The 13952-nt window shown below is 64.1% G+C and carries 17 protein-coding genes and 1 tRNA gene; 7 read left to right on the top strand and 11 right to left on the bottom strand.

All coding sequences use genetic code 11. The annotated features are described in order from the left end of the window. Positions 1–14: 14 nt before the first annotated feature. From QCE49_RS04995 to QCE49_RS04975, 5 genes are all read right to left on the bottom strand, one after another. Positions 15–842 carry an ABC transporter ATP-binding protein gene (locus QCE49_RS04995; protein WP_051996525.1) on the bottom strand — a complete coding sequence of 276 codons (828 nt, stop codon included), beginning with the start codon at positions 840–842 and terminating at the stop codon, positions 15–17. A 21-nt stretch (positions 843–863) separates the two neighbouring features. Further along, a complete protein-coding gene (locus tag QCE49_RS04990) occupies positions 864–1595 on the bottom strand; it encodes an ABC transporter permease (protein WP_008350370.1) in 732 nt (243 codons plus the stop codon). Positions 1596–1618: 23 nt separating this feature from the next. Next, entirely contained in the window at positions 1619–2308 is a 690-nt protein-coding gene (locus QCE49_RS04985) for an ABC transporter permease (RefSeq protein ID WP_008350371.1), read from the bottom strand. A 281-nt stretch (positions 2309–2589) separates the two neighbouring features. Next, positions 2590–2988, bottom strand: coding sequence for a hypothetical protein (locus QCE49_RS04980; protein ID WP_250434589.1), 399 nt, complete (start codon positions 2986–2988; stop codon positions 2590–2592). Between the two features lie 61 nt (positions 2989–3049). Beyond that, positions 3050–4636, bottom strand: a complete 1587-nt coding sequence (locus QCE49_RS04975) for an EAL domain-containing protein (RefSeq protein WP_008350376.1) — start codon at positions 4634–4636, stop codon at positions 3050–3052. Positions 4637–4906: 270 nt separating this feature from the next. Between QCE49_RS04975 and QCE49_RS04970 the strand changes: the two genes are divergently transcribed. The 4 genes from QCE49_RS04970 to rpsU all read left to right on the top strand — a co-directional run bounded on the left by QCE49_RS04970 (position 4907) and on the right by rpsU (position 6806). Next, on the top strand, positions 4907–5446 hold the full coding sequence (locus tag QCE49_RS04970; RefSeq protein WP_175979942.1) for a GNAT family N-acetyltransferase: 540 nt from the start codon (positions 4907–4909) through the stop codon (positions 5444–5446). A gap of 54 nt (positions 5447–5500) precedes the next feature. Beyond that, a complete protein-coding gene (locus tag QCE49_RS04965; RefSeq protein ID WP_008350379.1) occupies positions 5501–6094 on the top strand; it encodes a YigZ family protein in 594 nt (197 codons plus the stop codon). 26 nt (positions 6095–6120) lie between these two features. Continuing rightward, positions 6121–6429, top strand: a complete 309-nt coding sequence (locus QCE49_RS04960) for a 2Fe-2S iron-sulfur cluster-binding protein (RefSeq protein ID WP_033537218.1) — start codon at positions 6121–6123, stop codon at positions 6427–6429. Between the two features lie 164 nt (positions 6430–6593). After that, positions 6594–6806 carry a 30S ribosomal protein S21 gene (rpsU, locus tag QCE49_RS04955; protein ID WP_006999077.1) on the top strand — a complete coding sequence of 71 codons (213 nt, stop codon included), beginning with the start codon at positions 6594–6596 and terminating at the stop codon, positions 6804–6806. A 329-nt stretch (positions 6807–7135) separates the two neighbouring features. Here the strand turns inward: rpsU and QCE49_RS04950 are convergent. The 4 genes from QCE49_RS04950 to QCE49_RS04935 all read right to left on the bottom strand — a co-directional run bounded on the left by QCE49_RS04950 (position 7136) and on the right by QCE49_RS04935 (position 11086). Then, a tRNA-Met gene (locus tag QCE49_RS04950) sits at positions 7136–7212 on the bottom strand. Between the two features lie 39 nt (positions 7213–7251). Beyond that, a complete protein-coding gene (locus QCE49_RS04945; protein ID WP_008350387.1) occupies positions 7252–8796 on the bottom strand; it encodes a peptide MFS transporter in 1545 nt (514 codons plus the stop codon). A 421-nt stretch (positions 8797–9217) separates the two neighbouring features. Further along, a complete protein-coding gene (locus tag QCE49_RS04940) occupies positions 9218–9850 on the bottom strand; it encodes a LysE family translocator (RefSeq protein ID WP_008350388.1) in 633 nt (210 codons plus the stop codon). Positions 9851–9916: 66 nt separating this feature from the next. Further along, positions 9917–11086, bottom strand: coding sequence for a porin (locus QCE49_RS04935; protein ID WP_244807919.1), 1170 nt, complete (start codon positions 11084–11086; stop codon positions 9917–9919). Positions 11087–11303: 217 nt separating this feature from the next. Here QCE49_RS04935 and QCE49_RS04930 point away from each other — a divergent pair, with 217 nt between their 5' ends. Then, positions 11304–12044, top strand: a complete 741-nt coding sequence (locus QCE49_RS04930; protein ID WP_250456438.1) for an SDR family oxidoreductase — start codon at positions 11304–11306, stop codon at positions 12042–12044. A gap of 12 nt (positions 12045–12056) precedes the next feature. Here the strand turns inward: QCE49_RS04930 and QCE49_RS04925 are convergent, their stop codons facing one another. After that, positions 12057–12728: a ribonuclease HI family protein gene (locus QCE49_RS04925; RefSeq protein WP_250456439.1), complete on the bottom strand. Its 672-nt coding sequence runs from the start codon at positions 12726–12728 to the stop codon at positions 12057–12059. A 110-nt stretch (positions 12729–12838) separates the two neighbouring features. On the opposite strand from QCE49_RS04925, the gene QCE49_RS04920 reads away from it, so the two are divergent. Beyond that, positions 12839–13345, top strand: a complete 507-nt coding sequence (locus QCE49_RS04920; protein ID WP_008350394.1) for a PRC-barrel domain-containing protein — start codon at positions 12839–12841, stop codon at positions 13343–13345. 51 nt (positions 13346–13396) lie between these two features. Here QCE49_RS04920 and QCE49_RS04915 read toward each other — a convergent pair whose 3' ends face one another. Beyond that, positions 13397–13639, bottom strand: a complete 243-nt coding sequence (locus tag QCE49_RS04915) for a hypothetical protein (protein ID WP_008350396.1) — start codon at positions 13637–13639, stop codon at positions 13397–13399. Here QCE49_RS04915 and QCE49_RS04910 point away from each other — a divergent pair. Further along, positions 13638–13949 (top strand): hypothetical protein, encoded by a 312-nt coding sequence (locus QCE49_RS04910; RefSeq protein WP_372492530.1) that lies wholly within the window; start codon positions 13638–13640, stop codon positions 13947–13949. The two genes, QCE49_RS04915 and QCE49_RS04910, sit on opposite strands and share 2 nt — an antisense overlap. The last annotated feature ends 3 nt before the right edge of the window (positions 13950–13952 follow it).

Raw genomic sequence — 13952 nt, 5'->3', positions numbered from 1 at the left:
CTTGCAGCGTCACGTTACTTGAGGCTGCCCGACAGGAACTGGCGCAGACGCTCGCTCTTCGGCGCGCTCAGCACTTCGGACGGCGCGCCCTCTTCTTCCGTGCGCCCCTGATGCAGGAACATGACGTGATTCGACACGTTGCGCGCGAAGCCCATTTCATGCGTGACGACGATCATCGTGCGGCCTTCTTCGGCGAGACGCTGCATCACCTTCAGCACTTCGCCGACGAGCTCGGGATCGAGCGCGGACGTGGGTTCGTCGAAGAGCATGACATCCGGATGCATCGCGAGCGCGCGCGCAATCGCGACGCGCTGCTGCTGACCGCCCGACAGATGCGACGGATACTGCTTCTCGACGCGCGGCGGCAGGCCCACTTTCTCGAGATATTCGCGCGCACGATCCTCGGCTTCCTTCTTCGATATGCCGAGCACATGCAGCGGCGCTTCCATCACGTTCTCGATGGCCGTCATGTGCGACCACAGGTTGAAGTGCTGGAAGACCATCGCGAGCTTCGTGCGTACGCGCTGCAACTGCTTGTGATCCGCGACTTCGAGATTGCCGGATTTATCGGTCTTGGTGCGAACGGCTTCGCCATCGACGATGATCTGCCCCGCGTTCGGCCGCTCCAGGAAGTTGATGCAGCGCAGAAACGTGCTCTTGCCCGAGCCGCTCGCGCCGATGATGCTGATCACATCGCCCGCTTTGGCCGCGAGCGAGACGCCCTTCAGCACTTCGTTGTCGCCGTAGCGCTTGTGAATGTCCTCGGCGACGAGCTTGGTCGCGACGTCTTTGGCGGTTGGCTGCAACGCTTTCTCCTCGGGTGATGACAGGGTGTGACGCATGGCTTCGAATTTTACCGCTCGTTAATGACGCACAGCGCGCACCGCGCCCGCCGGCCGCAGATACGCGAGCCAGCGCCGCTCGGCGCGCCGGAATGCCGCGACGAGCGCGAACGAGATCGCGACATACAGCAGCGCCGCGATGCCGAACGATTCGAACGACTGATAGGTCGCCGAATTCGCATCGCGCGCGACCTTCAGGATGTCCGGCACGGTCGCGGTGAAGGCGACGGTCGTCGCGTGCAGCATCAGGATCACTTCGTTGCTGTACAAAGGCAAGGCGCGCCGCAGCGCGGACGGCAGGATGATGCGGCGATACATCGTGAAGGTGCTCATGCCGTAAGCGCGCGCCGCTTCCACTTCGCCGTGCGCGATGCCGCGAATCGCGCCGGCGAAGATTTCGGTGGTATAGGCGCAGGTGTTGAGCGCGAACGCGAGGATCGCGCAATTGAAGCCGCTTTTGAAAAACGCTTCGAGCAAGGACTGCGTGCGCACGAATTCCAGGCTGTACATGCCGGTGTAGAGCAGCAGCAGTTGCACGTAAAGCGGCGTGCCGCGAAACACGTACGTGTAGAGGCGCACGGGCGTCGAAAGCCAGCGGTTGCGCGATACGCGCGCGCAGGCGAGCGGCACCGCCGCGCAGAAGCCGAGCGCGATCGACGCCGCGAGCAGCCACAACGTGACGACGAGGCCCGACGCGCGCATGCCGTCGGAATACAGGAACGGACGCCACCATTCGGCGAAGATCTGGATCATGGCTTTTTGCTCGCTGGCAGGAGTCAGAGTTCGGCGTGCCGCACGCCGATCGAATAGCGGCGCTCGAGCGCCATCAACACGAGGTTCGATGCGCTCGTGATCGCGAGATAGATCAGCGCCGCGATCAGGATGAAGAAGAACATGTTGAACGTGCTCTTGCCCGCGTCCTGCGCCGCCTTGACGACATCCGCGAGACCGATGATCGACACGAGCGCCGTCGCCTTCACGAGCACCTGCCAGTTGTTGCCGATGCCCGGCAGCGCGAAACGCATCATCTGCGGAAAGAGAATGCGGCCGAACACGCGCATGCCGCTCATGCCGTACGCACTGCCCGCTTCGAGTTGCCCGCGCGGCACCGCCAGAAACGCGCCGCGAAACGTCTCGGTGAAATACGCGCCGTAGATGAAGCCGAGCGTGAGCACGCCGGCCGTGAACGGATCGATGTCGAACTGACTCCAGCCGAAGGCATCGGTGACATTGTTGATCGCGATCTGAATGCTGTAGAAGAGCAGCAGCATCAACACGAGGTCGGGAACCGAGCGGATGAGCGTCGTGTACGCGGTCGCGACGGCGCGCAAAGGCGCGTGACGCGAAAGTTTCGCGGATGCGCCGGCCAAGCCGAGCAGCACCGATACCGCGAGAGACAGCACCGCGAGCGCGAGCGTCTCTTTGGCGCCCGCCCAGAGGAGCGGGCCGAAGCCGTACAGGATCAAGAGTCGCCTCCATCGTCTTCGTTGAAAGAAGCGGAGCGCGACTACGAGCGCTCCGGCGATTGGCGGCGATACTCGCAAGCGAAAATTAATCGCTCAATTGTGATGAAACGTCTTTGCTGCGATGCAGCACGACGACGCGGTGAGCCGTCACGCGGCCACGGGCCCGCCGCGCAACGCTGTTCGCACGCGACAGACAGGAAAACCCCGATGCGCGCGGAATCCGGAAATTGCGGTTTTCAGGTCGCATTTTCGATAGACCGCGCGCCCGTCGATCACGCCATTTACGCGCGCGCGACGTCCCGCACGCGTTGCGCGACCTGCCCGTTCGCCACGGCGATCTCCGGGCTGTCCTGCAGCAAAGGCAGGAATTGCTCGGCGAATGCCGGGTCGCGCGTGCCGGCGCTGAACATGTCGATGACGGCTTGCGCGTGCGCGATGCGCGCGTCGGCGGTGGCTTCCTCGTCGTCGAGGACGTCGTCGATGGCGGCGATGAGCGTCGAGAACGGCGTAAGCCAGCGATACGCCGATCCGTTGATCACGATCTGCAGGAATTCGCCCGGCGACGTCGGCCCGAACTCGGCCTCGTGGCGCGCGCGCAAATGCGCAAGCACGCTGCGATGAAGCACGAGCAGCGGATGCCGCACGTCGCGCAGGAAAGCGGTGGCGGTCGGGTCGTTCATCGGAGTGGTCATGATCGGGCCTCGTCAGGAAACATCGTAGATAAGGACGAATCGAGGCCGATCAAGCGGCGCGCGTCTTGCCCGCGTAGCGGATGAATTCCGCGGCCGTGAGCGGCGCCGAAAACAGCCAGCCCTGCCCGAACCGCGCGCCGCGCGCGAGCAGATACGCAGCCTGTTCCTCACGCTCGATGCCTTCGGCGATCACCTGCACGTCGAGCGTCGCGGCCATGTCGATGATGTGCGACGCGACGCTGCTCGACGCCGCGTCCTGCCCGACGGTATCGACGAACGACTTGTCGATCTTCAGGCCGTCGATGCGAAAGTTTTGCAAGTGCGAGAGGCTCGAATAACCGGTGCCGAAATCGTCGAGATAGACGGCATGGCCCGCTTCGCGAAACGCGCCGATGACTTCCTTGGCGGCATCGGCGTCGAGAAAGCTGCGCTCGGTGGCCTCGATGTGAATCTGCTCCGGCCGCACGCCCTGCTGCGCGATCGCGGGGCCGAGCACGTCGAGAAAGCGATGCGTGGTGAGATCCGGCGCGGACAGATTCACCGACACGTAGTACTCCGGGTAGCGCTTAAGAAAGTCGCCGAGTTCGAGCAGGATCGTGTCGAGCACCTGATCGGTGATCGCCTGGATCAGCCCCTGATGCTCCGCGAGCGGGATGAAATGATCGGGCCGCACGATGCGATCGTGATACTTCCAGCGCACGAGCGCCTCCGCGCCGACGCAGCGCCGCGTGGCGAGATCGACGATCGGCTGATACGCGACGATGAACTGGTGCCGCCGCACCGCATCGCTCAACTGGCCGCGCGGCGAGAGCCGTCGCACGAAGAAGAACGCCGCCCAGCTCGCGAGCGCGAGCCCGACCACGACGCCGCCGAGCAGCCAGCCCCACGGCAGCGTGCGCAGGCGCTGGCGCAGCGTCTGATGCGGCGCGCTCACGACGACCGCGAGCGGCATCGACACGGAACGGCGCACGACGTACGGCGAGTCGTCGCGCACGGGCGGCTCGGTGCGATAGACGGCGAGGATCGCGTTGGCGTCGGTGGCGGGCGTGGTCGCGATCACGCGGCTCACTTCCGTGTTGATGACGGCGACGCCGCTCGCGACCTCGTCGTTCGCGTCGAGCGTGTCGACGTAAAGCGATGGATCGGCGGCGACGTAGAAGCCGTTGCGCCCCATCACGAGCGAAGACTTGCCGCCCGGCAGACGCGACAGCCCGTACCACGCCATCACGCCGTCGCGCGAGCGCCAGTCGGGCGGCGGCAGCGTGAGGCCGTCGAGCACGCCCGCCGACACCGCGCCCAGGAGCGACGAACATTGCCAGCGGCCGTCGCGATCGTAAGCGCCGGCGTCGCGCACCTGCTCGTGCGTGAGCGCGATGCGTCGCAACTCCTGCAGATACGGCGTCGAACACGGCACGGCCGCCACTTTGCCGATTTCCCCGAGCGCGCCCGACAGCCGCCGCGTGACATCTTCGGCGCGAAAGAGCGCGGCGGCCGCGACCGTGTTCAGGCGCGCGGTCTCGTCATGCCGCTGACTGCGCTGCGCGAACAAAAAACCGATCCCCGCCGGCGCCAGCGCCGCGATTCCCACGATGACGATCAGAAGCGCCGCCAGCGCCCCACGTTGAATTTTGTTCATTGCGTCTTATGGACCGCGGCACAAAGACTGTCGCGCGCGCGTTGTGTATTTCCTGTCCGACGTGGCCGGCGTGCGTTGCGCCGCGCCCGAGTCTCGGACAAACGACTTAGTGTAGGGGTCGCGCATCGCTCGATTCAACGTTTTCTTTGCCCGAAAACGCTGCCTTTTGGTGGTCTTCCGCACGGCCCGCGCAAGCTTTTTTTGCCGCCGATGCACCGTGCGAAAATGGCCAGACCAGAAACCGCGTTTTCCTTGCATCGAACGACAGACATGGCCTCCGACGTTTCCTCCCGACCGCTCGTGCGCGACGCCGCGCAAGGCGACTTCGACGCCATCGCGCGCATTTACTCGCACTACGTCGAAAACGCGCTCGCGACTTTCGAAGAGATCGCGCCGTCGGTCGACGACATGCGCGCGCGTCACGCGGCCATCGCGGCGGCGGGCTTGCCGTATCTCGTCGCGGAGCTGGACGGACGGCTGGCGGGCTATGCGTATGCGTCGGCATACCGGCCGCGCTCGGCTTACCGGCATACGATCGAAGATTCGGTCTACGTCGCCGATGGTTTCGGTCGCCGCGGCGTCGGCCTCGCGCTGCTCACGGCGCTCATCGAACGATGCGAGCGCGGACCGTGGCGGCAGATGATCGCAGTGATCGGCAACAGCGGCAACGCCGGCTCGATCGCGCTGCATGCGCGGCTCGGGTTCGAACATGTCGGCGTGCTGCGCGACGTCGGCTTCAAGCACGGACGATGGGTCGATACAGTGCTCATGCAGCGCGCGCTGAAAGACGGCTCGGACGTTGCGGCATGACCGGCCGCGTCGAGCGGCTATGATTCGATATTTGCCTCCCGCGCGTTTTCCGCTTTGCCAACGTACACTCTCGCCGCTTCCGTCAGCGCTGAAATCGACATCCGCAAGAGCCGCTTCATCGCGCTCGCGATACCCGTCGCGGATCGCGACGAAGCCATGCGCGAGCTCGAGCGTCTGCGCGCCGAGCATCCGGGCGCGACGCATGTCTGCTGGGCGCTGCTCGCGGGCGGCCAGTCGGGCATGTCCGACGACGGCGAGCCTTCCGGCACCGCCGGACGGCCGATTCTCGAAGTGCTGCGGCATCACGAAGTCGATGGCGTGCTGGCCGCGGTCGTGCGCTATTACGGCGGCATCAAGCTCGGCGCGGGCGGCCTCGTGCGCGCCTACACAGATGCGATCGCAAGCGCGATGCAGTTGGCCGAGCGCGTCGAGCGCATCGAGCGCGGGCTGATCGGCATCGACATCGACTATGCCGACGAAGCGCGCGTGCGCCGATGGATCGAGCAGCACGACGCCGAACTCGTGCAAAGCGAATATGGGATGACCGTGCGCCTCGTCGTGCGGATGGCCGCGATCGCGCGCGAGCCGGCCGCCGCCGAATTGCGCGATCTCACCAACGGCCGCGCGAACGTCGAGGTACAGGCGTGAATGACGACGAGCCGCGCGCCTTCGCGATGGTCATCGAGCCTGCCGGACACTTCGTCGCGGTGAAAGGCGGCGAGACGCTGCTCGAAGCCGCGCTGCGGGCGAATCTGTCGCTGCCGCGATCGTGCCGCAACGGCACCTGCCGTGCGTGCATCTGCCGGATCGTCGAAGGCGAGATCGCGTATCGCGTGGAATGGCCGGGACTCACCGCGGAGGAAAAAGCCGAACGCTGGATTCTGCCGTGCGTCGCGCTCGCCCTGTCCGACGTGACGATCGAGCAGCCGGACGCGCGCCGAGCCGAGCCCGATCGAAGGCCTCCTCGCTCGCGCGGATTCTGAGCGCGGGTATTCCGGGATTGTCGTCTCGATTCAACGACCTACGATGTGATTCCAACGTCCGCATATGCATGCTTTCGTACAAAGTGCGTGCAGGGTCACGCTCAAAAAGTGTACAATTGCGTTTTGCCCTAAATTCTGGCAGGGCCAGATCAACCGAGATTTCAATGACTAAAGTACTGTTGAAAGAGAACGAGCCTTTCGACGTCGCCATGCGTCGTTTTCGCCGTACCGTCGAACGCACGGGCCTGATTCAAGAGCTCAAGTCGCGCATGGCTTATGAAAAGCCCACCACCGAGCGCAAGCGCAAGAAAGCTGCTGCTGTCGCTCGTCTGCGCAAGCAGATCCGTCGCGCGCAACTGCCGAAGAAGTTCTATTGATCGACGCAGGGCATCGCGCCCTCGTCTGCTTAGGCAAGATCGGCATCGCAACCTGAGATCGATCGGGTCGCGGTTTCACGCGCAGGTCGCGTGAAAGCTCGCGGATTCGCGCATCATCGTAGCGCCCCAATCGATTAAAGCTGGCAAGATCGCACAAAGCCTGCATGAGCACAAAGCTCATGCAGGCTTTTCGTGCTTGGGAAGGAAATTTTCGGTCGGATGCGCGGTCGCGCTTTTTCGCTGCCGGACCTGCGCCATTGAGAACGAAGAAGAAACGAACGCACAAAAGCGAAGAGCCCGGCTGAACCGGGCTCTTCGCTTTTTGAAACTGGTTGCGGGGGTAGGATTTGAACCTACGACCTTCGGGTTATGAGCCCGACGAGCTGCCAGACTGCTCCACCCCGCGTCTGAAGAATTAAATTATAGACGGAAGCATTCCCCGAAGTCAAACGTTGTTTGTACTCAACGTTGCCGCCGGCGTCGCGCGTTCGTTTGCGGCGGCGTTGACGGCCTGCTCCACCGCCTGCTGATGCGCCCGCGACAGTCTGCCGAGCACCGGCAGGAGCGCCATCGCGACCGCCGCGCCGCCCGCGGCCAGCCAGCCGAGCCCGAAAAAGAGATGCGTATAGAGCGGCAGCGATTGCACCGGTTCGAGGTTGCCGGACGGCATGCGCGCAAAATTGGCGACGACGCTGCCGAGATACTGCGACACGCCCGTCGCGACGAAATACGCGCCCATCATGAAGCCGCTCATGCGCGCCGGGACGTAGCGCGCGATCATCGCGAGGCCGAGGCCCGACACGAGCAGTTCGCCGAGCGAATAGAGACCGTAGCCCGCCACCATGAACCACGACGACACCCGCCCATCCACCGCGTAACGCCCGCTCAGACCGAACACGAAGAATCCGATCGCCACGACGACGAAGCCGAGCGCGTACTTCAAGGCCACCGACATGCCGCGGCCGCGCTGTGCCTGTCGCGTGTAAAGGAACGCGAGAATCGGGCTCAGGAGCATGATCCAGATCGGGTTGAGCGCCTGAAACTGCGCCGCGCTCCACGTGAACAGCTCTGCGTTGCCGATCGAGAACGACGGATCGACGTTGCGCAGCGCGAACAGCGTGAGCGATGTCGACATCTGCTGGTAGAACACGAAGAAGAGAATGACCTGCAACGTGAGGATCAGCGCGGCGACGAGGCCCGCGCGCTCGCTGCGGTCGCACTTGATCAACATGTAGCCGAAGATCGCCAGAATGGCCACGCCCGCCGCGTAGACACACGCGACCGCCACGGTCTTGTGCTGCAGGATGAATACGGTCGATGCCGCCAGCGCGATGCTCCCCGCCGCCACCGCGAACGCGTGCTTCCAGCGAATCGGCTGGTCGTCCGGAGCGGAACCGATGTGCGCGAGCGTGCGGCGCATCACCGCGAAATTCAGCAGGCCGAGCACCATGCCGCCGCAGCACACGGCGAACGCCGCGTGCCAGCCCCAGTGATCCTTGATCCACGGCGTCGCGAGCATCGAAAACGTCGAGCCGATATTGACGGCCATGTAATAGATCGTGAACGCGCTATCGATGCGCGCGTCATCGCCCTCGTAGATGCGGCGCACGAGATTCGCCGCGTTGGACTTGAAGAGCCCGTTGCCGACGACGATCACGCCGAGGGACGCATACATGAAGCCGAGCGTGTCGACCGGAAGCGCGAGCATCAGATAGCCGAGCGCCAGCACGAAAGCGCCCGCGGTCATGGTGCGGCGCGCGCCGAGTATCTTGTCGCCGATCCAGCCGCCGATCGACGGCGCCGAAAACACGAGCGCGGTGAACGCGCCCCAGGTGAGGTTGGCCTGCTCATCGGCGAAACCGATCTTGTCGACCATGAACAGCACGAGCAGCGCAGCCATGCCGTAATAGCCGAAGCGCTCCCACATTTCGATCAGAAAGACGGTCGTGAACGAGCGCGTCTGCGAGGCGCGGGACGAGTGAGTTAGCATCGGAAAAAATCCTTCAAACGGCGTAAGCGAATCGGCGCATTTCGAGATACCGATTGCACGTAATGACGAAACGAGCGAATAGTCCGCGAAATGATCAGATGAATAGCTGGGCGATTATCCGCGGCAAACACGCGATTATCGCAAATCGGAGACATTCGATTGCTATCGAATCCTGAATCAGCGGCGCACGCGCGGCGTTCGCTTTCCTCGACGCGCGAGGCAAGGAAGTATCGGGTAATCGGCAAAATCCGGGCGCGCGACGTTTCGTCGCCGCTTTCTCGCATGGCGGGTAAATCAAGCGAAACGCAAAGTTCTCGGATTCTGCGATTGGCGTAATTTGTCGCGAGAATTAATGCGCGGTTATCGACTATGACTCAATGTAATAATTCGCGCGATTAATTCGATCCCGAAAGTCGCTGAATCAGGTCGCGGGCCGCCGCACGAACGCGAGCATCACGCCGAAGCCGATCATCAGCGCCCCGCTCACGCGATTGAACCACGTGAAACCGCGCGCGCCGCGCGAAAGCGAGCCAAGGCGCGCGCCCAGCGCGGCGTAAATAAAGATCGCCACCAGTTCGAGCAGCAGGAACGTCGCGCCGAGAATGGCGAAGCTCGTCGCGTACGCGCTGCGATCGACGAATTGCGGGAAGAAGGCCGTGAATACGAGGATCGCCTTCGGATTGCCCGCCGCGACCCAGAATTCCTGTTTGATGAGCCGCGCGAGATTCATCGGACCGCGCGCCGCGCCCTCTTCCTTGACGACGAGCGAAGGTCCGGAGCGGATCAGCTTCACGCCGATCCACACGAGGTACGCCGCGCCGGCGAACTTGATCGCCGTGAAGAGCGTCTGCGATGCGAGCAAAAGCGCGCCGAGCCCGAGCCCGGCGATGGCGATCATGATCGCGAAAGCGACGATCCGCCCGAACGACGCCAGCACCGACGCGCGAACGCCATCGCGCGCGCCGTTCGACAGCGACAGCACGTTGTTCGGCCCGAAGGCCATGTTGATGGCGAAGCACGCGGGCAGGAACAGCGAGAAAGTCTGGAGCGACATGGGACACCTGCGGATCGGCGCAAAACAAACCGCAAAATTAGCACGCGCGCGACGCCGGCAGAATGGTCAGAAACGATGACGGATGCCCGTGCTCAACATCAGCTGATTGCGGCCGCTCGACGGATCGTTGGTGTTGATCACCGCCGGCGCGCCCGACGAAGCGCGCTGATAGATCGACTCCAGATACACGTCCGTGCGCTTGGAGAGCAGATAGTCCACCTGCAGCGCGCCCTCGTGCCAGTGCGCGCCGCCGCCGTTGGTGTACACGTACATTCCGGAGATCTGAATCGCCGGCGTCAGCTTGTAGATGCCGTTGATCTCGTAATTGTTGAGCGCGAGCGATGGCATCAGCTCGCCGGTGTCGGCATCGGTGACGCCGGAATTGATCGCGCGGGAAAATGCGCCGCCCAACGTGAATTCGCCGATCTCGTAGCTCATGCCGACGCCGAACGTGTTCTGCCGCTGCACGTTGGCGTTGAATATCGTGTTGCCCGGGCCGGGCAGCGCGAGCGAATCGTATGCGCCGCTCGTCGTGTTGCCGCGCCCGTTGTTGTGCAGATAGGCGGCGCCCGCGTTGAAGGAGCCCGCCGAATAGTTGGCCCCGACGCTGTACGCGCGATTGTCCGAAAATCCGCCCGCTTGATTCGAGAACGCGTAGAGACCGCCGAAACTCAGGCCGCCATAGTTTCCACTGGTGTATTTGACGGAGTTCGCCGCGAGGAACGAATTGTTCGCGTTGTCGTTGTCGAGCAGATGCGCGAACGCCGTGCCGCCCGTGTTGCCGGTCAGCGTGAAGGTCTGGAAGTAATCGTGGATCGAGTCGTATTGATGGCCGAAGGTGAGCGTGCCGAGCGTATCGGTGCCGATGCCGACATACATCGGATGATCGTTCAGCCCCTCGCCCGTCGCGACGGACAAGCCGCGCTCGAGCCGGAAGATCGCGCGCGCGCCGCCACCGAGATCCTCGGTGCCTTGCAGTCCCCAGTAACTTCCGTCGATGGTGCCGCTCGTCAGGCGATATTGCGAGTGGCCGCCGACGTTGTTCGTATAAGCGATGCCCGCGTCGAGTTCACCGTAGAGCTGCACCGAGCTCTGAGCCCACGACGCCGCAGGCAAGCCGATGAAGGCCGCGCAAGCCGCGATGCAGCAAGTCAGCGAGCGATTGTTGCGCGCGGCAAGGTGATCGGACTCGGAGATCGACGACGCAGCTCGGGATGCTTTGCGGCGATTCGGCATGGCAGGCTCCGATGATTCTTGTTTGAGATCGATTGTCAATTTTGTGAAGAAGCTTGTCAGTCAAAAGAAGATGCCCGATCGCATCTGTGTCCAGGAACCAACGAACGACCGTATTCCCCGCTCGCTCCTGTTGCGGGGATGACGCGTTTTGGCGTAGCCGGCGCCCCGCCGCGCTTGTCGATAGAATCGGACGACTTAAGCCAACCCGACCACGCTCATGTCCGAACCGATTCGCGTCATCCTCACCGGCCACACCCGCGGACTCGGCGCCGCGCTCGCTTCGCTGCTGCTCGAGCAAGGCGCGCAAGTGCTCGCGATTTCCCGAAAGCGCAACGACGAACTCGCCGCGCGCCATCCCGGTCAGTTGCACGAAGTCGAGTTCGATCTCGCCGATCTCCCGAAGCTCACCGAATGGCTGTCGGGCGACGCCCTGTCCCGCTTCGTGTCCGGCGCGCAACGCGTGGTGCTCGTCAACAACGCGGGCCTGCTCGCGCCGGTCGGCAGTCTCGCGGATCAGAAGCCGGCCGACGTCGCGCGCGCGGTCAGTGTGAACGTCGCCGCACCGCTGATGCTTGCGTCGGCGGTGGCGCAGGCGGCCGGGCCGTCGATCGACACGCGCATCGTGCATATTTCGAGCGGCGCGGCGCGCAACGCTTACCCCGGCTGGAGCATCTACTGCGCGACCAAGGCGGCGCTCGATCATCACGCGCGCGCGGTCGCGCTCGACGGCAATCGCGCGCTGCGCATCTGCAGCGTCGCGCCGGGCGTCGTCGACACCGACATGCAGGCCGAAATCCGCGGCACCGCGCTCGAACGCTTCCCGATGCGCGAGCGCTTCGACGCGCTCAAGCGCGACGGCCATCTCGCAACGCCCGAGGCGTCGGCGCGCAAGGTCGTCGATTATCTCCTGAGCGACGCATTCGGCGACACCCCGACGGCGGACGTCCGCGATTTGTAATGATTCCGCAAGTCAGGCCGCTTCGACCGATGCGCGCACCGCGTCGAGCGCCTGACGCGACAGCGCATCGGCGCGGGCGTTGCGCGCACGCGGAATCCACTGCAGACGCACATCGCCGATTTGGGCGATGAGCGAGCGCACGCGCGCGGCGTGATGCGCGAGCGAGCGGATGCCGGCGTTCTCCGGTGCGCTGACGTCGTCGATGACGACGCGGCTGTCGCCGTAGATCACCACTTCCGCTGCACCTTCGCGCAGCGCCGCTTCGAGAAGCGCGATCAGCGCGAGATATTCCGCCGCGCTGCTGTCGCCGATGCCCGCGGCGATGCTGATCTCGACCGTCTCCCCGAGCGGACCGACGAGCACCCCTCCCATTCCCAGCCGCCCGGGATTCGGCAGCGCGGAGCCGTCGAACCAGCCGCGCCATCCTGTCGCTTCGGGCTCGGTCCTACGCGGCCTGCTCCGTTCGGCGCGCCGGGCGTCGCGTGAGCGCAGCGCATCGGCGTTTCGGATTTGCTCGGCGCGGCGCGCATCGACGAAATCTCGCAAGGATTGCTCGCCCGCCGCCTTCTGCAACGTCCTGACGAGCGCCGCGTGCTCGGTGAGCGCCGCGCCTTTGGCGAGACGGCGGCTCTGCATGCGCTCCTTCTTGTAGGCGACGGCCAGCAATTCCTCGAAAGCGATCATGGGCAGCGGACGGAATGAACGAATTCCGAGCTTAGCAGAGCGCGATGACACGCCATGGGTACGGCCGTTGCTCACCATAACGTGTCTCACGATGGTCAAAGGAGCGGATCATGAGTCAATCGATGGAACCGGCTTCCGCGGGCGCGAAGATCGTCGGCAAGGGCGCGGCGACGGCCGCCGGCCCCGGACCCGATGTCATGGCGGCGAGCACGCTCGACGGCAATTCGGTCAGAAGCAGCGACGGCCAGGATGTCGGATCGCTGAAGGAAATCATGCTCGACGTGACGAGCGGACGGATCGCTTATGCGGTGCTGTCGAGCGGCGGCTTTCTGGGCATCGGCGACAAACTGCTCGCCGTGCCGTGGAGCGCACTCACGCTCGATACGGACAACCACTGCTTCCGGATCGACGCGACGGCCGAGCAGGTGCGCAACTCGCCGGGCTTCGACAAGGATTCCTGGCCTTCGATGGCGGATCGCGTCTGGGCGAGCACCGTGCATCAGCACTACGGACGCGAGCCGTACTGGTCGAGCGACCGGACGAGCGACGTCGGCCCGGGCGGCGCGATCCCGCCCGGCGGAGTGGATGCGCCCGAAGCGGGCGGCGTGAAGCTATAGCAAAGGGGAAATCGCCGCCGATGGGCGGCGTTTAAGACGCGCGGCGCGCGGTCAGTCGAGCGGCCGCTCTCCGACCTGAATGTTGACGCCTTCGGTTTCGCCCATCAGCGCGCGCAGGACATCGCCTGCGAAATCCTCGATGGCGAAGTGCCATTCGAGCGAGCCGACCGGGAAGTCGTTGGGGCTGCACTTGCCTTGTGCACGGCGAATCGCACCGACCGAGAGGCTCAGCGCGCGAGCGTGCTGAAAGTGCGGATCGTCCGAGTCGAGGAACGGGAATTGGTCTTTATCCATGACATCCTTAACGGTCCCCGCCGACGAAACTTTAGGCCTGCTACGAGCGCGCAATCGTTTGCGTACGTTCGAGTTTGAAGACACCATGCAGCCTTATCGAAATATTGCCGGCAATTCGGGCGTCGAAGCATTCGACATCCTGCACGACGGCATCAAAGTGCGCTTCGTCAACGGCGGGACATACCTGTATGACTATCGCGTGCCCGGTCGCGCGCGCGTCGAGGAGATGAAGCAACTGGCCCGCGCCGGACGCGGGCTCAGCACATACATTGCGAAGTTCGGTGGGGAGTATGCCGAAAGAATCGACTAGCTG

The sequence above is a fragment of the Caballeronia sp. LZ008 genome (genome assembly GCF_031451435.1).
GTDB classification, from domain to species: Bacteria; Pseudomonadota; Gammaproteobacteria; order Burkholderiales; family Burkholderiaceae; genus Caballeronia; species Caballeronia zhejiangensis.
Note: the sequence above shows the minus strand (reverse complement) of the source record. Positions and strands in the feature narration are given on the sequence as shown.